The following is a 26,734-nucleotide window of genomic DNA, read 5'->3' on the forward strand; positions in this document are numbered from 1 at the left end:
GCAGCCGCGTTAGCGCGTGCGACGATGGCCCTGGCCATTCGCAGACGGCTCACCTCTCGGGCACAGCCTCGGGATGCCGGGCCCACCAGCGCGTGTGATCACTCAACTGCTCCGCCGGGCCTGTCCGCAGTGGATGGGCGACGAGCCGGCGAACGTGGTCTGCCAAGTCCTCGTCGCGGCGCAGCCGCCGATCCGTGAACCCGGCCTGCCAGATCGAACCGGCGCCGCGGGCGTGGCCGCGGATCGCGCGGGCGGTCTGCGACTTGAACGTCTGCACGACCTGGCCGAGCATCGGGACGCGCAGTTCGAACAGCCAGTGCACCCGGTCAGGCATCAGCACCCAGGCTTCGGAGCGCAGCCAACCCTGCCGCTCGCAGGTCTCGATCTCATGGCGCGCGATCCGGGCGTAGAGCGGGTCGCGCAGCCAGGGCACGCGGCCGTAGGTGACCGCGGTGACCACGTAGTACGCGCCTTGTGTGGAGCGCGGGAGCGGTTGGGGCCGTGGACTGGGCATGCCGACAGCGTGCCTCGCACGCCGCGACACGCGAATCGGGCATCCCCCGCCCAGCGCTTAGGAAGATGCCGCGTGGCGAGGGCGGGAACTTCCCGGTCACTGCACGCAGGCGGACGCGGGGCACTGGCTGTACCGCGCTCGAGCTCCCGGTGGCGTCGCAGACGGCGGTGTGCGCTCGCGGGTCCGGTCAAGCGCCGCGCGCTGCGCACAGCGTCGCCGGGCGCGGCGTGCTCAGCGCACGCGCTCGACCTTGGCCTGTGTGTTGTAGCCGTCGACCTTCAGCCACCAGGCGCCGAGCATGCCGGGGCGGATGCGCACGCCGACATCGGTGCCGCGGGCGCCCGAGAGCGTCGCGCCGTCGATCTGGCGCCAGACCTGGCCATTGGCGAGGGTGTATTGCCGGCCGCTGGCGAAGCCCTGGAAGGCGCCGACGATCGTGCTCTCGATCGGCTCGCGTGCCGGCGCCTGTGCAGGCAGCCCGGTGGCGGCGGAGGCGGCCTCGCGGCGGCCTTCCTCGCGGGCCTGCGCGATCCGCGCCTCGACATCGGTGCCGCCACCCACCGCAGCAGCGGCGGCCGGCGCACCGGCCTGGCGGGCCAGCCACGCATTGAGCCGATCGAGCTCGGCGTCGTCGAGCTTGCCCAGACCGGCGGCGCGAAACTCCGCGGCGCTCATCCGATCCTCGATCCGGGGCTGCTGTGCGAACGCGGGCAGGGCGGCCGCCAGCGCGGTGGCGATCAGGACGCAGTGGAATGCACGCATGCTCTGTTCCTCGGACGGGGTCGCGGGCTAGTGTAGACGCTCCTGCGACCGTCCTGATCACATCATGTCCGAGCCTGCCGGCCCACTGCCGGATCGCCTGCTGGCGCTGCCTTCCACGGCGGTGCTCGGGCCGGCCCTGCGCGCGGCCTTGCGGGAGGCGGCCGTCGCGGCCGAGGTTGTGGCCGAGTGCGACGAGGCCGTGCTGCAGGACACGCTGGCGTCGCTGGCGCTGCTGGGCGCCGATGGCGACGTGGTCGCCGCGGCGATTGCCGATGCGGTACCGGCCTGGCGTGAGCCGCTGCGCACCCGCGTGCCGGCGCTGGTGCCGCTGCTCGACGGTCTGCGCGCCGCGCATCAGGTCTGGTCGCTGCATGCCGAACACGTCGGCAGCGGTAACCCCGAGGGCCTGCGCCGGCTGTTACTGGCGCTGGTGCGCGATCTGCGCGTGGTGCTCGTGTTACTGGCCCGGCAACTTGCGCAGATGCGCGCGGCGGTGCGCGCCGACGAACCGACCCGGCGGGCGCTGGCGCTGCTCACGCGCGACATCCATGCGCCGCTCGCCAACCGACTGGGCATCTGGCAACTGAAGTGGGAGCTCGAGGACCTGGCGTTCCGCTATCTGCAGCCCGAGACCTACCGCCGCATCGCCGGCCTGCTCGACGACAAGCGCGCCGGCCGCGAGCGCTACATCGAGCAGGTGCGCTCGCAACTGGGCGAAGCGCTTGCCGCGCAGGACGTACACGCCGACGTCGCCGGCCGACCCAAGCACATCTACAGCATCTGGCGGAAGATGCAGAAAAAGCAGGTGCCGATCGGTGAGCTCTACGACCTGCGCGCGGTGCGCGTGCTGGTCGACGATGTGCCGGCCTGCTATGCGGCGCTGGGCGTGGTGCACGCCCTGTGGACGCCGATCCCCAGCGAGTTCGACGACTACATCGCCCGGCCCAAGAACAACGATTACCGCTCGCTGCACACCGCAGTCGTCGGGCCGGAAGGCAAGACGCTGGAGGTGCAGATCCGCACGCGCGAGATGCACGAGGCCTCCGAACTGGGCGTGGCCGCGCACTGGCGCTACAAGGAGACCGGCGGCTCGCAGCGCGCGCCGGCCGGCAGCGCCGCGCTCGAGCGCCGGATCGAGTGGATGCGGCGGCTGCTCGAATCGCATACCGACGCCGGACGGGCCGAGGGCCTGGCCGATGCGTTCGACACTGAACTGGTCGAGGACCGGGTCTTCGTGCTGACGCCCAAGGGCGAGATCATCGATCTGCCGCAGGGCGCGACGCCGCTCGATTTCGCCTACCACGTGCACACGATGGTTGGGCACCGCTGCCGCGGCGCGAAGGTCGACGGCCGCATCGTGCCGCTCGATACCGTGCTGCGGACTGGCGAGCGCGTCGAGATCCTCACCGCCAAGCTGCCGTCGCCACGGCGCGACTGGTTGGTCGCGGCCAATGGCTTTCTGGCAAGCCCGCGCTCGCGCGAGAAGGTGCGCAACTGGTTCCACAAGCTCGATCGTGAGCGCAACGTGCAGGCCGGCCGCGAACTGCTGGAGCGCGATCTGCGCCGTTTGAGTCTGCTGCAGGCCGACCTGGCGCCGGTGCTGTCGCGCTTCAACGCGAGCAGCGTGGACGATCTCTACGTGTTGGTCGCGCTCGGCGATGTGGGGCCGAACCAGATCGGCCGCGCGTTGCTGGAGATCGAGCGCGAACGTCACGCGCCTGCACAAGACGATGCGCCCACATTGCCGCTGCGCCGGCCACGTCGCGCGCCCAAGGCGGCCGATTCGAGTTTCCGGGTGGTCGGCGTGGACAACCTGCTGGTCCAGGTCGCCCGCTGCTGCCGCCCGGTCCCGGGTGAACCGATTGCCGGCTACCTCACCCGCGCGCGGGGCGTGAGCGTACATCGTCGCGACTGCCCGTCGTTCCTGCGGTTGTCGGCGGGCCAGCCGCAACGGGTGCTGCCGGTCGAGTGGGGCGAGCAGCGCGGCGGCCACGAGTCGGATGTCGTCGTCGAGGCGGTCGATCGCCGACATCTACTCAAGGACCTGAGCAACCTGATCGCCCAGGAGGACGTGCACGTACTGGCGATCCAGAGCGAGCACCACCGGCTCTCGCGCGTGCAATTGCGGCTGCGCCTGCGGGTCTCGGACTACGGCCAGCTGGCACGGCTGCTGGGCAAGCTCGACAGCGTGCCCGGCGTGGAGCTGGCGCGGCGGGCGTGAACGATCGCGACACCGGTGTTCAGCTTGATCTCGCATACTGCGCGGCGTGAACGGCGACGATCTCTCCAACGGACCTGCGCCCGCCCGGCGCCTGGCCGCCCGCCCGTGGCGCGCGCTTTCGGCCGACGCGCCCTGGTGGCGCGGCTGGCCAGGGCTCACGCTGGCGGCGTGCATCGGCCTGGCGCTGTTGGTGTTCGGCGTCCGTGTGCTGGTTGTCGACCGGTTGTGGCCCGAGACGCGAGTGCAGGCGCTGCTCGACGATGCCGCCCAGGCGGTCGCGGAGGGGCGCCTGGACGCCGGTGACGGCAGTGGCGCGCGGCAGCTGTTCGAGGCCGCGCAGGCGCTCGATCCCGACGATGTGCGTCCCCGCGCTGGGTTGTCGCAGGTCGCGGACGCCGCGCTGGTCCAGGCCCGCGCCGCCGTCGAGGCGCGGCGCTTCGACACCGCACGGGGCGCGCTCAAGCTGGCTCAGGACCTGTCCGCGCCGCGCGACGCGATCGAGGCCTTGGACGCGCGGCTGCGCGCGCTCGAGGCCGGGGGGGCGGCGCCGGAGGTACTGTTGCGCCAGGCCCAGGCGGCGCAGGCGCTGGGGCGGCTCGATGCCGGGCCCGATGCGGCGCTGCCGCTGTACGCGCGGGTGCTTGCGATCGAGCCTGGCAACGGCGATGCACTGCGTGGGCGCGATGAGTCGCTGGCTGCGCTGCTCGAGCGGGCACGCGCGCGGCTGCGCGACGGCGATCTGCGCGGTGCGGCGGCGCTGGTCGCCACCGCGCGCGATTACGATCCCGGCCACGTCGACCTCCCCGACACCCAGGCGCGCCTGACCGAGGAGCTCGACGCGCTGCGCCGGCGTGCGGCGACGCATCTGGCCGATGGGCGCGTCGAACGTGCCGTCGCCGAGTGGCGGATCGTGCTGGCCTTCGATGCCGAGGACGCCGCCGCGCAGCGCGGGCTGCTCGATGCGGGCGCGGCGTATGCGCAGCGCGCCGAACGCTATGCCCGCGATTTCAACTTCGCCGACGCCGATGCGCAGCTGCGCGAGGCGCAGACGCTGGCGCCCGACAGCGAGGCGGTGCGCGCGGCCGAATCGCGGATCGAGCGGTCGCGCGCAGTGTATGCCGACCGCGGCACGCAACTGCCGCCCCAGGAGCGCCGGCGTCGGGTGGCGGCCCTGCTGCAGCAGGCGGCCGCTGCGCAGGGGCGCGGCGATCTGATGTCCCCGCCGGGCGACAGCGCCTACGACCGCGTGCGCGCCGCCCGGCTGTTGGCACCCGACGATCCGGCGGTCACGCGCGCCTCGGCGCGATTGCTGCCCGGCGCCCGCCAGTGTTTCGACGCCGGCCTGCGCGCCAACAACCTCGCGCGCGCGCATGCCTGTCTCGACGCCCGGATCGCGCTGGGGGAAGGCGAGCCCGCGGCCCGTGATGCGCGGCGGCGGCTGGCCCAGCGCTGGCTGGCGATTGGCGACGAGCGCCTGGGCGCGGGCAATCTCGCCGGCGCACAAGCCGCGTTGGCGGCGGCGCGCAAGATCGACCCGGGGGTGCCGGGGCACGCCGAGTTCGCGCAGCGGCTGCGCACCGCGTCGCTCAACAGCGGCTGATCAGGGCTGCGCGCGGTCGTTAGCGCCGTCGACGAACACCGCGTGGACGGTCCGGCGCGCCGCATCGAGAGAGAAATGCTGTCGGACATTGTCCAGGCCGTGTTCTGCGAGCCGGCCCCACAGCGCTGGATCGTCGTACAGGCGCACGACCGCATCGGCGAACGCATCGGCCTGGTCGGCCAGCAACACGTCATGACCGTCGTGCAGTTGCATGCCTTCGGCCGCGCAGGTCGTGGCGACCACCGGCTGGCCATGGGCCATGCTCAGGTTGACCTTGCCCTTGACGCCGGCCCCGAACCGCAACGGCGCGACCGCGATGCGGCAGCCGTCCATGTAGGGCGTGATGTCCGGCACGTGGCCGTGGATGACCACGCCGTCGACCCGGGCCAGGGCGGCGATGGCGTCGTCGACGTGGTCACCGATGCAGTGGAAGCGGACCTGCGGCAGGCGTGCGCGGATCGCCGGGAAGATCGCGCCGACAAACCACTTCACCGCATCGACGTTCGGCGGATGGCGGAAGCCGCCGACGAAGACCAGATCGTGCCGCTGCGCGAATGGCCGCCCGGGCCCGGCGACCTCGTGCAGGTTCGACAGCAGCGCCACCCGGGCCTGGGGCGCATCGTGGGCCAGCAGGGCGACCTCGCTCGGGCTCACGACCAGGGTCGTGTCGCAGCGGCGGACGACGTCCAGCTCCTGCGCCCGCGTGCGCTCGGCGGCGCGGCGCAGCGCGGGATCGCCCGAGACTTCTGCACCGCGCAGTTCGCGCAGGTAGTGCAGGTCGATGGTGTCGAAGATCACCTGCGCCTGCGGCGCATGCCGGCGCACCAGCGGCAGAAACTCGTGCGCGATGTAGTGGCGGCACAGCATCACCCGCGAGAACCGGTTGCCGTGCGTGCGCATCCAATGTGCCGCGCTCTTGGCATAGGGCGCATACCAGACCTCAACGCCGATCGCCTGCAGCGCCTGCGTGGCCGCGCCCAGGTGACGGTGGTCGGCCGGCAGGAACACCACGTGCATCCCCGCCTCGCGCAACAGCCGCATCAGGTTGACCAGCCGCAGCGAGGCCGAGTCGCGGTCGGGCATCGGGGTCACGCTGTCGATGATCAGCACCTGGGGCACCCCGGCGCGCGGCAACTGGCCGGCCGCCACCGGATCGGCGGGCCGCTGCGCCAGGACGTGCGCCCAGCGTGCGGCGAACACCGGTTGGTTGCGCGCCTGCGACGCCTTCATGCCCTGCGACAGGTCGGTGCCTGCACTTGCACCCTCCAGGTGAACCACGCAGGCCTCGGGCTGCACGAGGACCCGCAGCCCGGCGTCGTGCACCCGCAGCGCGAGATCCGCATCCTCGTAGTAGGCCGGTGCATAGCGGCTGTCGAAGCCGCCCAGACGTTCGAACAGCGCGCGCGGCAGCATCAGCGCCGCCCCCGACACGTAATCGACGTCGGCGCAGTAGCGCAGCTGCGGATGCAGTGGGTCGGCGAACCGGCCGCGGTTCTCGCCGCGGCCGTCGCGCACGAGCATCGTGCCCGCTTCCTGCAGGCGGCCGTCGGGATAGAGCAACTGCGCGCCGACGATGCCGGCATCGGGTTCGCGGTCGAAGGTCGCGAGCATCGCGTCGAGCCAGCCGGGCTGGGGCACAGTGTCGTTGTTGAGGAACAGCAGATGGCCGCCGCGCGCCAGCGCCGCGCCCGCATTGCAGGCACCGATGAACCCCGCGTTCGCCGGCATCGCGTGCAGGCGCAGGCCGCCGATGCGGGCCAGGGTCGCCGCGCTGTCGTCGGGGCTGGCATCGTCGACGACGATGACCTCGATCGCAGCGCGCGGCGGGTGCGCGGCGATCGCGCGCAGGCAGGCCAGGGTCTGTGGCAGATGGCCGTAGACCGGTACCACGATCGACACCGCGGGTGCGGCGTGGAACGGGATGTCGAACGGCGCGAACGCGCCCATGTCGGCTGCGAGCAGCGCCCGCCGCGCGCGCGGTGCGAACACGCCGAACTGCGCGCCCACCCGCTGCCACGTCGCGCGCAGCCCGCGCATGCGCAGGCTCGCGAGTCCGCGGCGGAACAGGCCGAGCGCCCGGACGACCCGGAAGCGCGCATCGGCCAGGGAAAACGACATGCGTCGGAACTCCAGCTGACTGGTCGGGGAGGCCGCCCGATCCCGCCCGGAGGCGCTGGGATAGACTGCCCGGCGCTATTGTGTCACCCACATCGACCCGCTGCCGCGGGTGCAGGACATCCATGGCCCGGATCGATTACGAAGACGACGACGATCTCGACGATGACGGCGCAGCGCCGTCGACCTGGCACCGCCGCCTCCTGAGCTGGATGCTGGCGCTGATCGGCCTGGGACTCGGTTTCCTGATTCCCTACACCCTGTACCTCAATCATCAGGTCGGCGAGCGTTTCAGCGCCTTGCGCTGGCAGATGCCCACGCGTGTCTACGCCCGACCGCTGCATCTGGCGCAGGGCGTGGCGATGAATGCCGCCACGCTCAAGACCGAACTGGCCGCGGCCGGCTACCGCGAAGGTGACGGCGTCAAGCCCGGGACCTACGCCACCGAGGGCGCACGCTGGACGATCGCAAGCCGCGGCTATCGCGATGTCGACGGCGTCGTTGCGCCCGCGCGCGTGCAGGTGTCGCTGTCGGGCGGCCGCATCTCGCGGCTGCGTGATGGCGAAGGCGGTGCGATCGAGGCCGCGCGGCTGGACCCGGCGCGCATCGCCACCCTGTACGGGCAACAGCAGGAGGAGCGGCGCCTGGTCCGTGTGGAGGAGGTACCGCAGTTGCTGACCGACACGCTGCAGGCGGTCGAAGACAAGGACTTCGCACACCACCACGGCATCGACCTGAGCGGCATGGCGCGCGCGGCGCTGGTGAACCTGCGCGCCGGCGAGGCACGCCAGGGCGCGAGTACGCTGACCCAGCAGCTCGCGCGCAGCGGTCTACTGGGCATCGGCCGCGAGCAGACCTACACACGCAAATTCAACGAGGTCCTCTACGCACTGCTGATCGAGGCGCGCTACGACAAGGGCGCGATCCTGGAGGCCTATCTCAACCAGGTGTACCTCGGCCAGCGTGGCGCGCAGGCGATCCACGGCGTCGCCGCCGGCGCCGAGTTTTGGTTCGGGCGCCGGATCGACGATCTCGAGCCCGAGCAGGTCGCGCTGTTGGTGGGCATCATCCGCGGCCCGTCCTACTACGACCCGCGGCGCCAGCCCGAGCGCGCGCAGGCCCGGCGCGACTTCGTACTGGGCAAGATGCGCGAGAGCGGGCTCATCGACCAGGCCACCTACGACCGGGCGCTGACCCGCCCGCTGGGCGTGACCGACACGCCCGGTAACATCGCCGCCAACCGCTTTCCCGCCTACGTCGACCTGATCCGCCGCCAGCTGGCCAACGACTATCCGGCCGGCGCATTGCAGGGGGCAGGGCTGTCGGTCATGAGCGCGATGGTGCCCTCCGCTCAGGCCTACGCCGAGGGCGCGACCGTGCGCACACTCAAGGAGCTGGGCACGCGCGGACGCCCGGAACTGCAGGCCGGCCTGGTGGTCACCGACGTGCACACCGGCGAGGTCATCGCCGCGGTCGGCAGCCGCGTGCCGAGCGAGCATGGCTTCAATCGTGCGTTCGAAGCCCACCGGCCGGTGGGATCGCTGCTCAAACCCTTCGTCTACCTGATCGCGCTCAGCAACCCCACCCGCTATTCGCTGGCCAGTTGGGTCGATGACTCGCCGGTGACGGTCACGCTCGAAAACGGCAAACGCTGGTCGCCCGGCAACGCCGACGGTCGCAGTCACGGCACGGTGCGGCTGATCGACGCGCTGGCCAGTTCGTACAACCAATCCACCGTGCGCGTGGGCATGGATGTCGGCCCGCGCGCGCTGGCCGATGTGGTGCACATGCTCACCGGCATCCGCGCCGAGGCCAATCCGGCGCTGATCCTCGGCGCGATGGACCAGAGCCCCTATGCAATGGCCCAGCTCTACCAGTTCCTGGCATCGGGCGGCGAAGTGCAGACGCTGCGCACTGTGCGCGGCGTCATCGACGAGCAGGGGCGCGTGGTCAACCGTTACGACACCCAGCCCAGCCCGGCGCAGCAAAGCGATGCGTTGTCGGCGCGCGTGGTCACGATCGCGCTGCAGCACGCGGTGACCTCGGGCACTGCGCGACGGCTGGTCAACGATGGCCTGGGTCGGCTCAACGCCGCCGGCAAGACCGGCACCAGCAACGACGGGCGCGACAGCTGGTTCGCCGGCTGGACGGGCGACCATCTGGGCGTGGTGTGGGTTGGCAATGACCAGAATGAGCAGACCGGGCTGGTCGGCGCGACCGGCGCGATGCGGGTGTGGTCGGGGCTGTTCTCGCGGCTGCCCAGTGCGCCGCTCGACGTCGGCAGCGAGGGCCTGGAATGGCAGTGGGTGGCGCAATCCATGGCGACCGATGCCGACTGCCCGGGCGCACGCCGGTTCGCGTTCGTCGCTGGCTACGCGCCGCCGTACCAGTCGTGCCGCGGCTACGGCCAGGACGGCCAGCCGACCTACATCGATCAGGACGGCAATCCCGTCGACGCCAATGGTGTGCCGATCGAAACCGAGCGGCGCGGCTGGCGCGAGTGGTTCGGCTTCGGCCGCCGCGATCGCGACGATGCACCGCCCGCGCCGCCGCAACCGCAATCGCCGCCCCAACCCGCGGCCCAACCGCCTGCCGAGGAAACGCCCCGATGATCGCCTTCCTGTTGCGCGCCGCCTGCTGCGCCGCCGTGCTTGCACTGGCCGCATGCACCACACCGCCCGCATCCGTCCCCGCCGCGGCGCCAGCGACCACTCTCGCGCCGCAGGCGATGGTCGCGGCGATCCGCGCCGCCAGCGGCGACGGCGACGGTGAGCTGGCGGTGCAGCCTTTGCGCGATCCGATGGTCGAGGATCTGCGCGAACGCGCAGTCGCACTCGAAAGCCAGGGCGACGTGGCTGGCGCTGCGGCCGCGCTCGATCAGGCGATGGAAATCGTGCACGACGACCCTGCGCTGCTGCAGGAGCGCGCCGAGCTGGCGATCCTGCAACGCGAGTTCCCGCGCGCGGCGGAGCTGGCCGAGCGTGCGCATGCGATCGGCAGCCAGGTGGGCCCGCTGTGTCGTCGGCACTGGATCACGCTAGAACAGGTCCGGCTCGCCTCGGGTGATACTGCTGGCGCGACCGCGGCACGCACGCAGGCCGACGGCTGCCGCGTCGCTGGCCCGCAGCGCTACTGATTCCGGACTGCGACGTCGGGGTGTCGGCAGCGGACGCCAACGGCCTGGCTGCACGCAGCCGCGAGGCGCTGGTCGAAGGCGGGCCGCTGGCTGCGCACATTCCGGCCTTCCGCCCGCGTGCGGCGCAGCAGGCGTTGGCGATGGCGGTCGGTGACGCCATCGAGCAGCGCGCCACGTTGCTGGCCGAAGCCGGCACCGGTACCGGCAAGACCTTTGCTTACCTGGTGCCGGCGCTGCTGTCGGGCCTGAAGACGATTGTCTCGACCGGAACGCGCGCGCTGCAGGACCAGCTTTACCATCGCGACCTGCCGCGCGTGCGCGACGCGCTCGGCAGCGGTCTGCGCAGTGCGCTGCTCAAGGGGCGCGCGAATTACCTGTGTCTGTATCGGCTGGAGCAAGCGCGTGGGGCGCCGAGGCTGGCGACGCGCGAGCAGAGCCATCAGTTCCAGCGCATCGTCGCCTGGGCCGGGCGGACCCGGCTGGGCGATGTCGCCGAACTCGACGGTCTGCCCGAGGACACGCCGCTGCTGCCGATGGTCACCTCCACTGTCGACAACTGCCTGGGCAACGACTGCCCCTTCTGGAGCGAGTGCTTCGTGGTCCAGGCGCGCCAGCGCGCGCAGGCCGCGGATGTGGTCGTGGTCAACCACCACCTGCTGCTCGCAGATCTGGCGCTCAAACAGGAAGGCTTCGGCGAGATCCTGCCCGGCGCGCAGGCGTTCATCGTCGACGAGGCGCATCAGTTGCCCGAGCTGGCCGCGCAGTTCTTCGGCGAAAGCCTGAGTGCGCGGCCGCTGGTCGAACTGGCGCGCGACGCCGTGGCCGAGTGCCGAGACGTGCCAGGTGCGCTCCCGGTGCTGCAGCTTCCGGCACAGACCCTCGACGGCGCGGCGCGGAGGCTGCGGATGGCGATGGACGGCTTGCCGGCGCGCGGCACCCGCTACCGGGCGCTGTACCAGCCAGCGGTCGAGGATGCGCTGCATGCGCTCGATGAAGCCTTGGTCCACCTGCGCGACGTGCTGGCGCCCTTGCGCGAGGCCTCGCCCGGGCTCGACGCCTGCCACGCCCGCGCTGCGCTGTGCCTGACCCGGCTGCGGCGCTGGAACGACGGCGCCGCGTCGGCTGCGATGTTCGACGATGCCGAGGGTACGGACGACGCCGACGCAACCGCTGCCGGAGACATCGGTGACGACAGCGTGCTGTGGTACGAACTGACGCCGCGCGGCTTTCGTCTGCAGCGCACGCCGCTGGACGTGTCGGCGCCGCTGCGTACGCATCGCGAGGTCTCGCAGGCGGCTTGGGTGTTCACGTCGGCGACGCTGGCGGTCGACGGCAGCTTCGCGCACATCGCCAAACGGCTGGGGCTCGATGCACCGCAGACACTGCTTGCGCCGAGCCCGTTCGACTGGGCGCGCCAGGCGTTGTGCTATCTGCCGCCGCGGCTGCCCACGCCGGCCGCGCCCGTCTACACGGCCGCGGTGGTCGACGCGCTGCTGCCGGTGCTGCATGCATCGGGCGGGCGCGCGTTCGTGCTGTTCGCCTCGCACCGCGCGCTGCGCGAGACCGCGGCGCTGTTGCGCGCCTCCACACGCTGCCCCTGGCCGCTGTTCGTGCAGGGCGAGGCGCCACGGCACGTACTGCTGCAGCGCTTTCGCGAGTCCGGCAACGGCGTGCTGCTGGGCGCGGCGAGTTTCCGCGAAGGCGTCGATGTCGCCGGCGATGCATTGAGCGTGGTGGTCATCGACAAGCTGCCCTTCGCTGCGCCCGACGACCCGGTGTTCGAGGCGCGGCTCGATGCGATCCGCCGCGCCGGTGGCAATCCGTTCCGCGACGAGCAACTGCCGCAGGCGGTCATCGCCCTCAAGCAGGGTGTGGGCCGACTGATCCGCACCGAGGCCGATCGCGGCGTGCTGGTGCTGTGCGATCCGCGCCTGCTAGGACGCGGTTACGGCACGCTGTTCCTGGACTCGTTGCCGCCGCTGCCGCGCACGCGCGAGATCGCGGATGTCGAGACGTTCTTCGCCGCGTCACCTGCGACAATCCTTGCCGGCCAGACCGACGCCGACTTCCCGCATCCCGAATCCCAACCTTCATGAAACTGCTCGCGTTCGAAACCGCCACCGAAGCCTGCTCCGTCGCCATCTGGGACGACGGCCGCGTGCTCCACCGCAGCGAGATCGCGCCGCGGCGCCATGCCGAGCTCGCGCTGCCGTGGGCCGAGGCCTTGCTGGCGGAGGCGGGGATCGCGCGCAGGCAGCTCGACGCGGTCGCGGTCAGTCGGGGGCCGGGCGCGTTCACCGGCGTGCGCCTGGGCATCGCGTTGGTGCAGGGCGTGGCGCTGGCGCTCGATCGCCCGGTCGTCGCCGTCTCGACGCTGGCCGTGCTCGCAGTGCGCGCCGGCGCAGGCGAGGGCGCGCACGTGCTCGCGGCGATCGATGCGCGCATGGGCGAGGTCTACCGGGCCGCGTTCACGATGCGTGCCGACGGGCCGGAGGCGGTGTCCGACGAGCGCGTCGGTGCGCCCGACACGATCGCGTTGCCGGGTACGGGCGAAGCCTGGCATGGCGTCGGCACCGGCTTCGGCGTCGCCGACAGCGTGCTCGCGGCCCGCCTGGGCGCGTCCCCGGCGCGGATCGACGCGACCGCGTTGCCGCAGGCGGCCGATCTGGCCGCCCTGGCGGCGGCTGCGTTCGCCCGCGGCGAGGCAGTCGCACCGGAGCGGGTCGAACCGGCCTATCTGCGCAACGATGTCGCGCTGACGCTGGCCCAGCAGCAGGCGCGCCGCGCAGCGCGTTGAGCGGAACCACGGGCGTCTGCGACTGTCCTATCCTGAGTCCACCCCCATGCGGAAGCCGACCATGTCCTCGCCGTCGCCTGCAGGTGCTCGCCCATCGTCCACCGTGCGTCGCGCCGGGCGTCTGCGCGGCTGGCTGCGTCGCGAGGGGTTGCCGCTGGTCGTCCTGCTTGGTCTGTTGCTGATCGCACGCTCGTCGCTGGCCAACCACTATCACGTGCCCAGCGGCTCGATGACGCCGACGCTCCAGCCGGGCGACCGCGTGGTCGTCGACATGCGCGCCTACGGCCTGCGGGTGCCCTTCACCGAGTGGATCCTCTGGCCGGGCGACCGCCCGGCACGCGGAGACGTGGTCGTATTCCGGTCGCCGGCCGACGGCATCCGGCTCATCAAGCGGGTCGTTGCCACCGGCGGCGACCGGGTCGATCTCGTCGACGGCCACCTGTCGATCAACGGGGTCGCGCTCGCGCCGGTGGCCGGCGCGCCCGAGGATTTCGGCACCCGCCAGGCGGTGCTCGACCTGGCAGACGGCGGGGGGCCGGATATCCACGGGCTGCGGGTGCCGGCGGGTCATGTCCTGGTGCTCGGCGACCATCGCGGCGCGAGCCTCGACGGCCGCTGGTTCGGCGTGGTGCCCAGCGACGCGATCTACGGCCAGGCCCGCGGCGTGTTCTGGCGGCGGGGCGAAGGCCCGGGCTGGACCCCGCTGTAACTGTTCCCGGCCGCAGACGGCACACGCCACGCCCACGTCGCCGGGCGCCCTGCGCCTCGAGATGCAGCCGCGCGATAGGCCAGGCGCGGCCTAAGCGAGCGCGGACCCATTCGATCGGGCGCGGCGCTGTGCGCCGTCAGTCGTCCACCAGGGCGCCACCGGGCAGGAAGTTCCAACTGCGGGTGACGTGCAGGATGTCGATCTGTTCGTCGGTCGGCGGCAACGGTGGATAGGGCTCGGCGAGCCGGGCGATCCGCAGCGCGGCGTCGTCGAGCAGGGGCACGCCGCTGCTGCGGATGACGTCGGCACGTTCGACCGAACCGTCGCGGCGGATCGCCACGCTGATGACCAGGCGGCCGGCCAGGCCCCGTCGGCGGGCCTCGTCGGGGTAGTTGAGGTTGCCCACGCGCTCCACCCGGTCCACCCATTGCCGCAGGTACGTGGCGTAGACGTACTCCTGGGTGCTGGCGGACACGAATTTGCGCTTGGGCCGGCGCGCGTAGCGCTCCGAACGCAGGTGGATCTCGGCGGCCAGTCGCGCCATCTCCAGGTCGCGTTCGACCCGTTCTGGGCCGGGCGGCAAGGTGCGGCGATCGGCCTGGGGCGTGGGATCGGGGCTCGGTACACGGGTCTGGCCGCGGGCACTGGCGACGACGCGCTCGCGCGGCGGCGGCTGGGTGTCGGGCGATTGCGCACGCAGCGGGCGTGGCGCGACGCCGGCTTCGGGCTGCGGCAGCAAGCCCGGCCGCGGCTCGCGCGGTCGCAGGCTGCGCGTGTCCTCACCGCCGCCCTGGTGGCTGGCCTGCGCGAGGAAATCGGCCTGCGCCTGGGTCAGCGGACTCGTGGTCTCGGTCAGGATCACGTCCAGCGTCGGCATCACCGGCGCGGCCTCTTCGGTCGAAAAGCCGATGCCCAGCACCAGCAGCCCATGCACCAGCAGCGACAGCGCCAGCGTCGCGCCCAGGCGCGCGTCGTCGCCGATCCGCGGCGGCGACACGACGGTCACGGCCTGGCGTCGCCGGCGCTAGCGACGCGCATCCGGGGCGATCCGGGACCTGGCCCGTGTCATCCGCGCTCGATCGCGTCGAACAACTGCCCGGCGATGTTCAGGCCGAACTGCGCGTCGAGCTCGCGCACGCAAGTCGGACTGGTGACGTTGACCTCGGTCAGCCAATCGCCGATCACGTCCAGGCCGACGAAGCGCATGCCGCGCGCGGCAAGCGTCGGGCCGACCTGGGCGGCGATCCAGCGGTCGCGCTCGCTCAGCGGCCGGCCTTCGCCACGACCACCGGCGGCCAGGTTGCCGCGGAACTCGTCGCCCTGCGGGATCCGTGCCAGGCAATAGTCCACCGGCACGCCGTCGATCAGCAGGATGCGCTTGTCGCCGTCGACGATCTCCGGCAGATAGCGCTGCGCCATCGCCAGCCGGCGGCCGCCGTCGGTCAGCGTCTCGAGGATCACGTTGAGGTTCGGGTCGCCGGCCGCGGCGCGGAAGATCGAGCGTCCGCCCATGCCGTCGAGCGGCTTGAGGACTGCCTGGCCGTGCTCGGCGACGAAGGCCTTGAGCGCGGCTGCATCGCGGGCGACCCGCGTCGGCGGGCAACACTGCGGGAACGCCAGTGCGCCGAGCTTCTCGTTCATGTCGCGCAGGCCCTGCGGATCGTTGACGATCCGCGCACCCTGGCGCTGGGCGACGCTGAGGATCTGGGTGTCGTTGACGAACTCCGGGTCGACCGGCGGATCTTTGCGCATCAGCACCACGTCGCCCTCGCCGAAGCGATGCACAGACGGGGCGCCGAGGCTGAACCAGTCGCTGGGGTCGTCGCGCACGGTCAACGGCGCCAGTGTCGCGACCGCGTCGCCACCGTCCATGCCCAGGGCACCGGGCAGCACGTACTGCAGGTGGTGCCCGCGCCGCTGCGCCTCGAGCAGCATCGCGAATGTCGTGTCCTTGGCGATCCGGATCGACCCGATCGGGTCCATCACCACGACGACGTTCAGCGACATACCGGCATCCGCGCAAGGGGGAAAGCCGGCATGTTAGCAGGGCCTTTCCGGCGCACCCGGCACCGGTGCGTGTACGCTTGACAGCCCAGCGGCCGGCTGGGATATAACTCCGCGATGCTGCGGCGCCGGACCGGCGCGTCGGGCAGGGGACAGCAACCGCATGAGCAGTGACGACAGACCGTCCACCGGATGCCTCGACGGCCTGCGGGTGATGGTGATCGACGATTCGAAGACCATTCGACGGACCGCCGAGACGCTGCTCCGCCGTGAAGGCGCCGACGTGGTGACCGCGGTCGACGGCTTCGAGGCCCTGGCCAAGATCGTCGAGCACGCACCGCAGGTCATCTTCGTCGATGTGATGATGCCCCGGCTCGACGGCTACCAGACCTGCGCGTTGATCAAGAACAACCGGCGCTTCTGCACGACACCGGTCATCATGCTCTCGTCCAAGGACGGGTTGTTCGACAAGGCGCGTGGCCGGATCGTCGGTGCCGACGAATACGTCACCAAGCCGTTCACGCGCGAGGAACTGCTCAATGCGATCCGTCACCACGTCAACGCCTGAGGGGAAAGGCATGGCCCGCATCCTGTTGATCGAGGACTCGCCCACCGACACCGCGGTGCTGACCCAGTGGCTGGAGCGGCACGGCTACGAAGTGCTGGCGGCCGCCAACGCCGAGGACGGCATCGCGTTGTGCCACAGCGAGCGCCCCGACCTGGTGCTGATGGACGTCGTGCTGCCGGGCATGAGCGGCTTCCAGGCCACCCGCGCGCTGGTGCGCGACCCGCAGACGGCGACCATCCCGGTGGTGATCGTCAGTACCAAGGGCATGGAGACCGACCGCATGTGGGGCCTGCGCCAGGGGGCGAAGGGCTATCTGGTCAAGCCGCCGACCGAAGGGGCGTTGATCGCGCAGATCCGCCAGGTGCTGGGCGGGTGAATGCCGCGGCGCCCGACCTCGCGACACCGGCGCCGGAGGCGTTCGCGCTGCTGGCCGACTACGAGCGACGCAGCCTGGCGCACGTCGTCGGGCTGCCCGAACAGTTGGACGCGCCTGGCCTATGGCGCGGCGTGGGCTATCGCGTCGGCCGCCGGCTGCTGGCCTCGGCCTTCGACGAGGTCGTCGAGATCCTGACGATGCCGCCGATCACGCCCGTTCCCGGCGCCCAGCCGTGGATGCTCGGGGTGGGCAACGTGCGCGGCGCTCTGCTGCCGATCGTCGATCTGCGCCAGTTCCTGGAAGGCGAGCGCAGTGCGGCCCAGGACGGGCAGCGGATGCTGCTGGTCCGCCAGCCCGGCGGCGATGTCGCGGTGACGATCGACGCCCTGTTCGGCCAGCGCAGCTTCCTGGAGCAGGACCAGGTACCCGCCGACCCGATCGCCACGGGGCGCTATGCGCACTTCGTCGATCGCGCCTACGCGCAGGCCGGCGCGGTCTGGGGCGTCTTCAGCCTCGACCGTTTGGTCCGCACGCCCGAGTTCAGACATGCCGCGGCCTGACGCCGTGGCGCGCACCACGATCAGGAAACGCAACACATGAGCACAGTGGTCGATCCCAGCGCAGGCAAGCGGCGCATTCTCGGCACGAACTTCTGGGTCGCGATGATGATCGTCGCCGGTATGATCCTCGTCCTCAACACCGGCTACGGCACCTGGCGCGCCGCTCAGCTCGGCAGTGCCAGCCTCTCGGCGTCGAACCTGCGCGTGGACAGCCAGCGGCTGGCCAACCAAGGCTCGGAAGCGGCGCGTGGCAATGCGGTCGCATTCGCGGCGTTCAACGCCACCCGGGCGCAGATCGAGCGCGACATCCGCCAGCTCGAAGAGCGCTACGGCAGCACCGCGGGCGTGTCCGGTCCGATCCGCAAAGTCGCCACGACCTGGGAGCCGCTGAGCGCAAGCGCGGCGCGGCTGGCCGACGGCGAAGCGGCGGTCACCGCGTTCGCCGGCCACGCCGAGCGTTTCAGCCAGCGCGTGCCGCAATTGCAGGCGCTGCTTGACGAACTGGTGCGGGCGATGTCGAGCAGCGGCTCGCCGTCCTCGCAGGTGTACATGGCGCTGCGCCAGGTGGTGATCGCCGGCGACATGGCGCGTCGGGTGACCGAAGTGCAGGCCGGCGGCGCGGTCGCCACGGTCGCCGGTCAGGGACTGCGCCGGAACGTCGAGGATTTCCAGCAAGTGATGAGCGGCCTGCGCGAAGGCGACTCGGCGCGCGAACTGCAGGCGCTGACCAACGGCAACGCGCTCGCGGCGCTGGCACGGGCCGACGAGGCATGGGCGCAGATGCGCACGGATCTGGAGGCGATCCTGGCCAGCAGTGAGCCGCTGTTCCAGGCCCAGGCGGCGGCCGGCGAGCTGGTGGCCGGCTCCGACCGGCTACTCGAAGACAGCGAAGCGCTGTTCAACGCCTTCACCGCCTTCGGCTCGCTGCACGACCGCAGCCTGCTCGGCAACGTCTGGGTCAGCATCGTCGCCGGTCTGCTGGCACTGGCCGCGATCGCCGGCCTGGTGACCGAGCTCAATCGTGCCCAGCGCCGGCGCTACGAAACCTCGCTGGAACTCAACAACCGCAACCAGGAAGCGATCATGCGCCTGCTCGACGAAATGGGCGCGCTCGCCGAGGGCGACCTGACCGTCAAGGCCTCGGTCACCGAGGACATCACCGGCGCGATCGCCGACTCGATCAACAACGCGATCGAGCAGTTGCGCAGCCTCGTGCAGACCATCAACGACACCTCGGTGCAGGTCGCCTCGAGCGCCCAGGAAACCCGCGCCACCGCGATGCATCTTGCCGAGGCCGCCGAACACCAGGCGCACGAGATCAATTCGGCCACCGACCGCATCAACGAGATCGCCGTCAGCATCGATCAGGTCTCGCGCAATTCCTCTGAATCGGCCGACGTCGCCCAGCGCTCGGTGCGCATCGCGACCAAGGGCGCCGGCGTGGTGCGCGAGACGATTGCAGGCATGGATTCGATCCGCGACCAGATCCAGGAAACCTCCAAGCGCATCAAGCGTCTGGGCGAGAGCTCGCAGGAGATCGGCTCGATCGTCGAGTTGATCACCGATATTTCCGAGCAGACCAACATCCTGGCACTCAACGCCGCGATCCAGGCCGCCTCGGCCGGCGAGGCGGGTCGGGGCTTTGCGGTGGTCGCCGACGAAGTGCAGCGGCTGGCCGAGCGCGCGACCAGCGCCACGCGCCGCATCGAGACCCTGGTGCAGACCATCCAGTCCGATACCAACGAGGCGGTCACGTCGATGGAGCAGACGACCTCCGAGGTCGTCGCAGGTGCGCGGCTGGCCGAGGACGCCGGCACCGCGCTGGGCGAGATCGAGAGCGTGTCGACGAGCCTGGCCGACCTCATCGAGGGCATCTCCTCGGCCGCGCAGCAGCAGTCCTCGGCCGCGACCAATATCACCGAGGCCATGCACACGATCCAGTCGATCACCGCGCAGACATCGCGCGGCGCCAGCCAGACGGCCGAGTCGATCGGCAATCTGGCCCAGCTCGCCGCCGACCTGCGCCGCTCGGTCGCCGACTTCAAGCTGCCGACCTGAGCCGGACACGGACGGACGCATGAGCGGGCTGCGCGACGCTATCGACCACACGATGCTGGGCTGGATCAAGCCCGAGCTCGACGAGGTGCTGCGCCAGGCGCGGATGGAACTGGAGCGCTTCGTCGAAGCGCCCGACGACGGCACGCGCCTGCGTCACTGCGCTGCCGGGCTGCGCCAGGCGACCGGCACGCTGCGCATGGTCGAACTGCAGGCGCCGGCACTCGTGGCCGAGGAGATGGAACGGCTGGTCGAAGCTTTGCAGCGGGACGAGGTGGGCGATCGCAACGTGGCGGCCTCGGCCTTGCTGCGCTGCCTGCTGTTGTTGCCCGACTATCTCGAACGGCTGCAGGGCGGCCATCGCGACATCCCGATCGTGCTGCTGCCGCTGCTCAACGATCTGCGCGCCGCGCGCGGCGCCGCCGCGCTGCCTGAGCGCCTGTTCTTCGATTCCGGGTTTGCGGATGCGTCGCGCGCCGCCGTCGACGAGGGCGACGAGGGCGATGCCGCGGTCCCGGCCGATGTGCCGGCCGACACGCTCGATACGTTGCGCGAGGCATTCGGCATGGGCGACACGCGCCCCAGCGACGCCGAACTCGACCACGCCCGCGGCAGCCTGGCCGGGCGCAATCGCGCCCTGCTCGGCACAGTGACGGACGCGGTCAAAGACGAACTGCTGCAGGTCAAGGATGCGCTCGATCTGCATCTACGCACCGGCGTGCGTGATCCCGCCGCGCTGCGGCCGCAGTCGGCCCTGCTGGCCACGGTGGCCGACACCCTGGGCATGATCGGCCTTGACGACGCCCGTGTGGTGGTCGCCCAGCAGCGCGAGGCGTTGGAGGCGATCGCCGACGGCGCGGTGCCGGCCGATGAAGCTGCGTTGCTCGACATTGCCGGCGCCTTGCTCTACATCGATGACACGCTCGATGCGCAGGCCGCGCAACGGCGCGATGCGGCCGCGGCCGACGGCGCGCTCGTGGCCGAGGCGCAGCGCTCCCAGGTGGCGGCGATCGGTGAGGCAATCGCGGCGTTCGCCGAGGCGCGCGAAGCGCTGGTCGTGTTCGTCGACCGGCAATGGGATCGCACCACGCTGCTGGCGGTGCCGGGCCTGCTGATCGAGGTGGCGGGGGCGCTGGCGATGCTGGACCAGCCGCAAGCGGCCGCCTGCCTGGATGGCGTGCGCCTGTACGTCGATCGCGAACTCCTGGCCGAATCGCAGCCACCTGAGGCGGAGCAGTTGGACGCTTTCGCCGATGCGGTCGCGAGCCTGGAGTCCTTTCTGCAGGGAATGGGCGAGCAACGTCCTGATCGCGATCGGTTCCTCGACGTCGCCCGCACTCGCTTGCAGACGCTGGGATATTGGCCGCCGCCCGGCACCGCACTGCGTTCGCAAGAGGCGGACGAGGATGAGGATGTCGCGCGCGATGGCGACGACAGCCGTCCATCGACCGACGACACTGACGCGGGCGATGATACGGGGACGCCTGCACCGCCTGGCGGCTTCACCGCCGTCGGCAACGACATCGACGATGAAATCCGGGAGATCTTCCTGGAAGAACTCGCCGACGAGATCGCCCATCTGGGCACCTTGTTGCCGCAGTGGCGGGGACAGCCCGGCGATCCGGAGCGGCTGCGGCAGGTGCGCCGCGTCTTCCACACACTCAAGGGCAACGGACGGCTGGTCGGCGCGGTCGAACTGGGCGAGTTTGCTTGGCGCGTCGAATCGCTGCTCAACCGCGTGATCGACGGCCTGCATCCCGGCGGCCCGTCCATTGTGGCGGCGGTCGAGGTGGCCGCGCAGGCGTTGCCGGCGCTGGATGCGGCACTGCGCGCCCAGGCGCCGTTGCGGCTCGACGTGGACGCGGTCGCCGCCAGGGTCGCCGAGATCGCGGCGGGTGGGGCGGACGTCGCGTCGCAAGTCCCGGCGGCCACGGTCGATGCCGGGCGTAGCGTTGAGCCGCCGCCAGACGTCGAGCCCCTCGAAACGGTGCCGGCACACATCGACGCGCTGCTGCTCGAGATCCTCGATGCCGAGGCCAACGAGCATCTACAGACTGTCGATGCCTGGATCGCCGCGGTGCGCGCCGGGGACGCCTTCGACGTCGAACGGCTACTGCGCGCGCTGCATACGATGCACGGCGCCTTCGCGATGGCCGAGGTCCCGGCGGTCGGCGCGTTGCTGGCGCCGGCCGAGGACTACGCCCGGCGGCTGGTGGCCACGCCGTCGGTGCCCGACCCCGAAGCGGTCGACGCGATCGACGCGTTGTGTCGCGCGCTGCGCGAAGCGCTGACGCGGCTGCACGACGACAATCCGCAGATTTCGGTGTTGCCCGCCTTGGCGGCACGCCTGGGTGTCGTCCGCGACCGCCTCGATGCATCGCCGGTTCCGGGTTACGACGTCGCCGACTTCGATGCGCCGATCGTGGATGCACCGGGTCTGGACGAAGGGGACGACGCGGCGGGCGCGCTGCGCGATGGCCTACGTTTCGAACAGGCCGAGCTCGAGCAGGTCCGCTTCGCGCAGGCGCGACACGACGATGATCCGGTCGACGACGCGCGCCAGGCAGATGCGCACAGCGACACGCATCGGTCGGACGTCGATGACGTCACCGCCGAAGCGTGGGCGCCCGCACACTCGGACACCGACACCGACACCGACACCGACACCGACACCGACACCGACACCGACACCGACACCGACACCGACACCGACACCGACATCGCAGCCGACATCGCAGCCGACATCGCAGCCGACGCGGATCGGTCGGCGACCGAGCGCCTCGACCGCGATCTCCGCGAGACCGGACAGCCGTCGGCGCTGCAGCGCCAGGCCGCGATCGATGCGGCGGTCCTCGCCGACGAACGCCATCGATATGCCGCGAGGGCACTGCGAGAGACGGCTGTCGCGCATCGGCCGGTCGACGTCGCGCCTCCGCAGGCCGACGACATGGCGCCTGTCACGGCGCCGGATGCAGGCGATCGCGACGACCTCGCAACGGCACCCGAGGCATCGTCTATTGTGGATGCCGGCCTGTCCTCGCCAGCGCTATCCGCAGACGGTGCACCGGACGCGGCGGCATCGTGGGCGGAGACTGCTCCCGATGCGGATGCGGATGCGGATGCCGATGCCGATGCCGAGGTCGAGGTCGAGGTCGAGGTCGAGGTCGAGGTCGAGGTCGCTTCCGAGGTCGCTTCCGATCCCGATCCCGAAGGCCCGCTGGACCTTGTCGGCCTGGATCTCGACCTGATCGACACCTTCGTCGAGGAAGGCATCGATCTGCTCGACGATGCCGATGGCCTGTTGGCGTTGTTGCGCGATGATCCGGGCGCCTTGCCGGCGATCGCCGGCCTGCAACGCGATCTGCACACGCTCAAGGGCGGCGCGCGCATGGCCGGGCTGATGCCCATCGGCGATCTCGGGCATGCGATGGAGACGCTGCTTGAAACGCTTGCAGCGCGACGCCGGCCGATGCGTCGGGACGAACTCGCGCTGCTGGAACAAGGCGTCGACCGGTTGCACGCGATGCTCGTGCGCGCCGGCGAACGCCGGGCCATCGGCCCATCGCCGGCGCTGGTCGACGCATTCGCCGCGACCGCGGGCAGCGCGGCGGATACGGCCAGAGCGGTCGACGAGACGCAGGGCGACGCCGCGCTGACGCCCTTGTCGGCACCGCTGCCCGCGCCGGCACTCTCGGCCGACGGCGACGACGAGGCCGCGCGCGGCACGCAGGAACAGGTGCGCATCCGGGCCGGGCTGCTCGACCGTCTGGTCACCTACGCCGGCGAGGTCGCGATCTACCGCGCACGACTCGAGCAGCAGTTGGGGACCTTCCGTGGCGCGATGCTCGAACTCGCGCAGACCAACGACCGCCTGCGCGACCAGTTGCGACGGCTCGATATCGAGACCGAGGCGCAGATCGTCGCCCGCTACCGGCGCGAAGGCGACAGCAGTGACGTTGCCTTCGATCCCCTCGAGCTCGACCGTTTCTCGACCCTGCAGCAGCTCTCACGCGCCCTCGGCGAAACGGCCGCCGACCTCGACAGCCTGCAGCACACCCTCGACGAGCAGACCCGGCATTACGAATCGCTGCTGCAACAGCAGTCGCGCGTAAGCTCGGACCTGCAAGAGGGCTTGATGCGGACGCGCATGGTGCCGTTCGACGGCATCGTGCCGCGCCTGCGGCGCGTCGTCAGGCAGGCTGCCCAGGACACCGGCAAGCAGGTGGACCTGCATCTGACCGGCACCCACGGCGAGATCGACCGCAATGTGCTCGAGCGCATGGGCCCGCCGCTCGAGCACCTGCTGCGCAACGCGGTCGCACATGGACTGGAAACGCCGCAGGCGCGCCGACAGGCCGGCAAGCCCGAGGTGGGGGCGATCCGCATCGCCCTCCGCCGCGAGGGCGCGGAGATCGTGCTGGAGGTCGCCGACGACGGTGCCGGACTCGACCGGGCAGCGATCCGCCGCCGTGCGCACGAGCGCGGCCTGCTGGCGCCGGGTGCGCAGATCGCCGAGCGCGAACTGGATGCATTGATCCTGCAGCCCGGCTTCACGACCGCGTCCGCGCTCAGCCACTTGGCCGGGCGCGGCGTCGGTCTGGATGTGGTCGCCAGCGAGGTCCGCCAGCTCGGCGGCAGCGTCGACATCCAGTCGCGGGACGGCATGGGCAGCACATTCGTATTGCGATTGCCGCAGACGCTGGCCGTGACCCAGGCGGCGTTCGTGCGTATCGGCGAGACGAGCTTCGCGGTGCCGATCGCCTCGGTGCGCGGCGTCGGCCGCATCGCGCGCGACGCGCTGCGCGCGGGCGGGGACTACCGGTATGGCGACGAGGACTACGCGCTCCACGACCTGGGCCGGCTGGTCGGCCAGGCCCCTGCGCGCGCCGAGGGCCACCTGCAGATGCCCTTGCTGCTGATCCGCGCCGGGGAGCTGCGCGCGGCGGTCGCGGTGGACGAGATCCTGGGCAACCGCGAAATCGTGGTGAAACCGGTCGGGCCCCAGCTCACGTCGATCCCGGGCATCTTCGGCGCGACCATCATGGGCGACGGCCGCGTGGTGGTGATCCTGGACATCGCACCGCTGGCGCGGCGGCAGGCGGCGCAGCCCGAAGCGTCGATCGCTGCGGCGGCGTCGCCTGCGCAGGCCCGCCGCGTCCCGCTGGTGCTGGTCGTCGACGACTCGATCACGATGCGCAAGGTGACCTGCCGTGCGCTCGAGCGGCAGGGCCTGGCGGTGGCGACCGCCAAGGATGGCATCGACGCGCTCGAACGCATGGACGAACGGATTCCCGACCTGGTGCTGCTGGATATCGAGATGCCGCGGATGGATGGCTACGAACTGGCGATGCGGATGAAAGCCGATCCCCGGCTGCGCGCGCTGCCGATCATGATGATCACCTCCCGCAGCGGCGACAAACATCGCGAGCGCGCGCTGGAGATCGGCGTCGATCGCTACCTCGGCAAGCCGTATCAGGAGCCCGAGCTCCTGCGGCATGTCCAGGCCTTGCTGGGACTGGAGACCGACGATGCGTGACCCTGCCTTGCGTGTGGTGGTGCTGGCCAGGCCAGGCCCGGTCTGCGACCGGCTCGCGGCGGCAGCGGTGGAGGCCGGCGCCGACGCGGCCGTGCAACTCGATCCGCTGATGGCGGACGCGGGACAGTTCGACGCGTTGGACCCGGCCGCGATCGTCGTCGCGCTGGAGCCGGCAATCGCCGAGGCGGTCGATGCGCTGGCGCCTGTGCTGGCGCACCCCGGACGCACCGTGGTCTTCGAGGAAGCCGATCGTGTGCTCGAGCGCAGTGGCGACGATGCCGCGCACTGGGTGCGGCAACTGGGCATCAAGCTGCGGCTGCGCGAGGCCCCGCAGTCAGGCCTTGAGGCTACGCAGACCGACGAGGTGTTGGGTGTGTCGTCCGTCAATGCGGCCTATGCGTTCGATCCGGTCGCGGCCGAGTACGACGACGCGCCCGCCACGTCGCACGGATCCTTCTCGCTCGATTTCGATGTCGACGTCGAAACCGATGATGTCGCTGCGGCGCCAATGCCCGCTGCCGGTACGGACAGTGCGCCGGCCGCCGCACCCGTCGCCCCGGACGATCGCGACCACGACGCCCTGGCTGCAGCGGACATCGACCTGCTGCCGTCGTTTCGAGGGCTCGCCGACACGTCTGATGCGCCGCCGCAGGCCCCGTCTGGCCACGACTTGGTCGATCTCGAGCAGCGGATCGCCGGTCTGGCGCTGGCCGATGCCGACAGCTACGGCCATGGCCCGGAACGCGGATTGGTCCTGATGGACGGCGGACTCGGCAGTCCGGATGCGGTCCGGCAATTGCTGGCCGCGCTGCCGGAAGAGTTCCCGCGGCCGGTGCTGGTGCGGCTGCAGCTGGAGAGCAAGCGCTACGACCAACTGGCTCGGCAGATGGCGCGCGTGGCCGCGATGCCGGTGCACTTGGCCGAGCCGGGCATGGCGATCGCGCCCGGCGCGGTGTACGTGCTGCCGCCGGACCTGCAGCCGCTGCGCACGGGCGGCCAGTTGCGCTTCGCCGCCGGTGGCGACCCCGCTGCGATCGTGCAGGTGATGCCGGCCGCCGACAGCGCCTGGCTGCTGCTGAGCGGGGCCGATCCCGCGCTCGTGCCGCTGGCCACGGCGCCCGCCTGGCAGGGCGCGCTGGTCATCGGACAGGACGGGGCAGGGTGCTACGACCCCTCTGCCGGCCAGGCATTGAACGCACGCGGCCATCAGACCGGGACGCCGTCGAAGCTCGCCGCCTGGGTGATCGAACGCTGGATGCCGGGCGCCGGCGCGGCCCAGCACGAAGGCTGGTCGCTGTGAGCGCAGCGGCCGACATCCGTTGCGTGCTGATCCGCGCCGGGGCGACCCAACTGCTGTTGCCCAACGCGACGATCTCCGAGGTGCTGTCGTACTCGCAGCCCGATCCCATCGCCGGCGCGCCGGCGTGGCTGCCCGGGCGCCTGCGCTGGCGCGGCTGGCGGTTGCCGCTGGTCGACTTCGCGGCGCTGTCGGCGCAGGACGATGAGGCGGCCGGCCCCGGCAACAAGGTGGTCGTGCTCAAGGCACTCGGCGGCGATTCGCGTCTGCCGTATCTCGCGCTGTCGACGCAGGGCTTCCCGCGCCTGGTCACGGTCTCGGCCGCGCAATTGCGTGACACCGATGACGCCAACGCCGCGCCGTTGCCGTTCGCAGTCCGCGCCCGTGTGCAGCTGGGCGAGGAGAGCGCGCAGATCCCGGATCTGGATGCGCTCGAGCGCGCGGTGCGCGAGGTGGTGGGCTAGGGCAGTCCGATCCGGGGCGG

The 26,734-nt window shown here is 71.3% G+C and carries 19 protein-coding genes; 14 read left to right on the plus strand and 5 right to left on the minus strand.

Annotated elements, in window-relative coordinates; genetic code table 11:
- Positions 1-49: 49 nt before the first annotated feature.
- Together MNO14_RS03310 and MNO14_RS03315 are read right to left on the minus strand one after the other, a co-directional pair.
- A complete protein-coding gene (locus MNO14_RS03310; protein ID WP_241945370.1) occupies positions 50-460 on the minus strand; it encodes a transposase in 411 nt (136 codons plus the stop codon).
- Positions 461-745: 285 nt separating this feature from the next.
- A complete protein-coding gene (locus MNO14_RS03315) occupies positions 746-1,276 on the minus strand; it encodes a hypothetical protein (protein ID WP_241945371.1) in 531 nt (176 codons plus the stop codon).
- Between the two features lie 64 nt (positions 1,277-1,340).
- Between MNO14_RS03315 and MNO14_RS03320 the strand changes: the two genes are divergently transcribed.
- Positions 1,341-3,497, plus strand: a complete 2,157-nt coding sequence (locus tag MNO14_RS03320; RefSeq protein WP_241945372.1) for a bifunctional (p)ppGpp synthetase/guanosine-3',5'-bis(diphosphate) 3'-pyrophosphohydrolase — start codon at positions 1,341-1,343, stop codon at positions 3,495-3,497.
- Between the two features lie 46 nt (positions 3,498-3,543).
- Positions 3,544-5,097, plus strand: a complete 1,554-nt coding sequence (locus MNO14_RS03325) for a hypothetical protein (protein ID WP_241945373.1) — start codon at positions 3,544-3,546, stop codon at positions 5,095-5,097.
- Here the strand turns inward: MNO14_RS03325 and MNO14_RS03330 are convergent, their stop codons facing one another.
- Positions 5,098-7,215, minus strand: a complete 2,118-nt coding sequence (locus MNO14_RS03330) for a glycosyltransferase (RefSeq protein ID WP_241945374.1) — start codon at positions 7,213-7,215, stop codon at positions 5,098-5,100.
- A 122-nt stretch (positions 7,216-7,337) separates the two neighbouring features.
- On the opposite strand from MNO14_RS03330, the gene mrcB reads away from it, so the two are divergent.
- From mrcB to lepB, 5 genes are read left to right on the plus strand one after another with little or no spacing between them, the layout of a single operon-like run.
- Positions 7,338-9,824: a penicillin-binding protein 1B gene (gene mrcB / locus MNO14_RS03335; protein WP_241945375.1), complete on the plus strand. Its 2,487-nt coding sequence runs from the start codon at positions 7,338-7,340 to the stop codon at positions 9,822-9,824.
- Entirely contained in the window at positions 9,821-10,348 is a 528-nt protein-coding gene (locus MNO14_RS03340; protein ID WP_241945376.1) for a hypothetical protein, read from the plus strand. Before mrcB ends, MNO14_RS03340 begins: the two co-directional genes overlap by 4 nt.
- 20 nt (positions 10,349-10,368) lie before the next feature.
- Positions 10,369-12,444 carry an ATP-dependent DNA helicase gene (locus tag MNO14_RS03345; protein WP_241945377.1) on the plus strand — a complete coding sequence of 692 codons (2,076 nt, stop codon included), beginning with the start codon at positions 10,369-10,371 and terminating at the stop codon, positions 12,442-12,444.
- Complete coding sequence (gene tsaB, locus MNO14_RS03350; protein ID WP_241945378.1) at positions 12,441-13,145, plus strand: tRNA (adenosine(37)-N6)-threonylcarbamoyltransferase complex dimerization subunit type 1 TsaB; 705 nt, start codon at positions 12,441-12,443, stop codon at positions 13,143-13,145. The genes MNO14_RS03345 and tsaB overlap by 4 nt, the downstream gene beginning before the upstream one ends.
- A 46-nt stretch (positions 13,146-13,191) precedes the next feature.
- Positions 13,192-13,854, plus strand: coding sequence for a signal peptidase I (gene lepB, locus MNO14_RS03355; protein WP_241945379.1), 663 nt, complete (start codon positions 13,192-13,194; stop codon positions 13,852-13,854).
- Between the two features lie 136 nt (positions 13,855-13,990).
- On the opposite strand, the gene MNO14_RS03360 is transcribed toward lepB, so the two are convergent.
- Together MNO14_RS03360 and gshB are read right to left on the minus strand one after the other, a co-directional pair.
- On the minus strand, positions 13,991-14,860 hold the full coding sequence (locus MNO14_RS03360) for an energy transducer TonB (protein ID WP_241945380.1): 870 nt from the start codon (positions 14,858-14,860) through the stop codon (positions 13,991-13,993).
- Between the two features lie 59 nt (positions 14,861-14,919).
- Positions 14,920-15,861, minus strand: a complete 942-nt coding sequence (gene gshB / locus MNO14_RS03365; protein WP_241945381.1) for a glutathione synthase — start codon at positions 15,859-15,861, stop codon at positions 14,920-14,922.
- Between the two features lie 160 nt (positions 15,862-16,021).
- On the opposite strand from gshB, the gene MNO14_RS03370 reads away from it, so the two are divergent.
- Genes MNO14_RS03370 through MNO14_RS03400 form a run of 7 tightly spaced genes read left to right on the plus strand, consistent with a single transcriptional unit; the run spans position 16,022 to position 26,714 of the window.
- The gene (locus MNO14_RS03370; protein WP_241945382.1) at positions 16,022-16,426 is read left to right on the plus strand and encodes a response regulator; all 405 of its coding nucleotides are present in this window, start codon (positions 16,022-16,024) and stop codon (positions 16,424-16,426) included.
- Between the two features lie 10 nt (positions 16,427-16,436).
- Positions 16,437-16,802 (plus strand): response regulator, encoded by a 366-nt coding sequence (locus MNO14_RS03375; protein ID WP_241945383.1) that lies wholly within the window; start codon positions 16,437-16,439, stop codon positions 16,800-16,802.
- Positions 16,799-17,362: a chemotaxis protein CheW gene (locus MNO14_RS03380; RefSeq protein WP_241945384.1), complete on the plus strand. Its 564-nt coding sequence runs from the start codon at positions 16,799-16,801 to the stop codon at positions 17,360-17,362. The genes MNO14_RS03375 and MNO14_RS03380 overlap by 4 nt, the downstream gene beginning before the upstream one ends.
- Positions 17,363-17,398: 36 nt before the next feature.
- Complete coding sequence (locus tag MNO14_RS03385; protein WP_241945385.1) at positions 17,399-19,420, plus strand: methyl-accepting chemotaxis protein; 2,022 nt, start codon at positions 17,399-17,401, stop codon at positions 19,418-19,420.
- Positions 19,421-19,439: 19 nt separating this feature from the next.
- On the plus strand, positions 19,440-24,953 hold the full coding sequence (locus MNO14_RS03390) for an Hpt domain-containing protein (RefSeq protein ID WP_241945386.1): 5,514 nt from the start codon (positions 19,440-19,442) through the stop codon (positions 24,951-24,953).
- Positions 24,946-26,253: a chemotaxis protein CheB gene (locus tag MNO14_RS03395; protein ID WP_241945387.1), complete on the plus strand. Its 1,308-nt coding sequence runs from the start codon at positions 24,946-24,948 to the stop codon at positions 26,251-26,253. Before MNO14_RS03390 ends, MNO14_RS03395 begins: the two co-directional genes overlap by 8 nt.
- Positions 26,250-26,714, plus strand: coding sequence for a chemotaxis protein CheW (locus tag MNO14_RS03400; protein WP_241945388.1), 465 nt, complete (start codon positions 26,250-26,252; stop codon positions 26,712-26,714). Before MNO14_RS03395 ends, MNO14_RS03400 begins: the two co-directional genes overlap by 4 nt.
- Positions 26,715-26,734 lie beyond the last annotated feature (20 nt).

This window comes from Luteimonas sp. S4-F44 (genome assembly GCF_022637415.1).
GTDB lineage: Bacteria > Pseudomonadota > Gammaproteobacteria > Xanthomonadales > Xanthomonadaceae > Luteimonas.

What these genes read in the sequence shown, in the direction of transcription:
- MNO14_RS03375 (WP_241945383.1), top strand. Translation starts at nt 16,437, where the DNA reads ATGGCCCGCATCCTGTTGATCGAGGACTCGCCCACCGACACCGCGGTG.
- MNO14_RS03370 (WP_241945382.1), top strand. Translation starts at nt 16,022, where the DNA reads ATGAGCAGTGACGACAGACCGTCCACCGGATGCCTCGACGGCCTGCGG.
- tsaB (WP_241945378.1), top strand. Translation starts at nt 12,441, where the DNA reads ATGAAACTGCTCGCGTTCGAAACCGCCACCGAAGCCTGCTCCGTCGCC.
- MNO14_RS03385 (WP_241945385.1), top strand. Translation starts at nt 17,399, where the DNA reads ATGAGCACAGTGGTCGATCCCAGCGCAGGCAAGCGGCGCATTCTCGGC.
- MNO14_RS03340 (WP_241945376.1), top strand. Translation starts at nt 9,821, where the DNA reads ATGATCGCCTTCCTGTTGCGCGCCGCCTGCTGCGCCGCCGTGCTTGCA.
- gshB (WP_241945381.1), bottom strand. Translation starts at nt 15,861, where the DNA reads ATGTCGCTGAACGTCGTCGTGGTGATGGACCCGATCGGGTCGATCCGG.
- MNO14_RS03390 (WP_241945386.1), top strand. Translation starts at nt 19,440, where the DNA reads ATGAGCGGGCTGCGCGACGCTATCGACCACACGATGCTGGGCTGGATC.
- MNO14_RS03320 (WP_241945372.1), top strand. Translation starts at nt 1,341, where the DNA reads ATGTCCGAGCCTGCCGGCCCACTGCCGGATCGCCTGCTGGCGCTGCCT.
- lepB (WP_241945379.1), top strand. Translation starts at nt 13,192, where the DNA reads ATGCGGAAGCCGACCATGTCCTCGCCGTCGCCTGCAGGTGCTCGCCCA.
- MNO14_RS03330 (WP_241945374.1), bottom strand. Translation starts at nt 7,215, where the DNA reads ATGTCGTTTTCCCTGGCCGATGCGCGCTTCCGGGTCGTCCGGGCGCTC.
- mrcB (WP_241945375.1), top strand. Translation starts at nt 7,338, where the DNA reads ATGGCCCGGATCGATTACGAAGACGACGACGATCTCGACGATGACGGC.
- MNO14_RS03395 (WP_241945387.1), top strand. Translation starts at nt 24,946, where the DNA reads ATGCGTGACCCTGCCTTGCGTGTGGTGGTGCTGGCCAGGCCAGGCCCG.
- MNO14_RS03315 (WP_241945371.1), bottom strand. Translation starts at nt 1,276, where the DNA reads ATGCGTGCATTCCACTGCGTCCTGATCGCCACCGCGCTGGCGGCCGCC.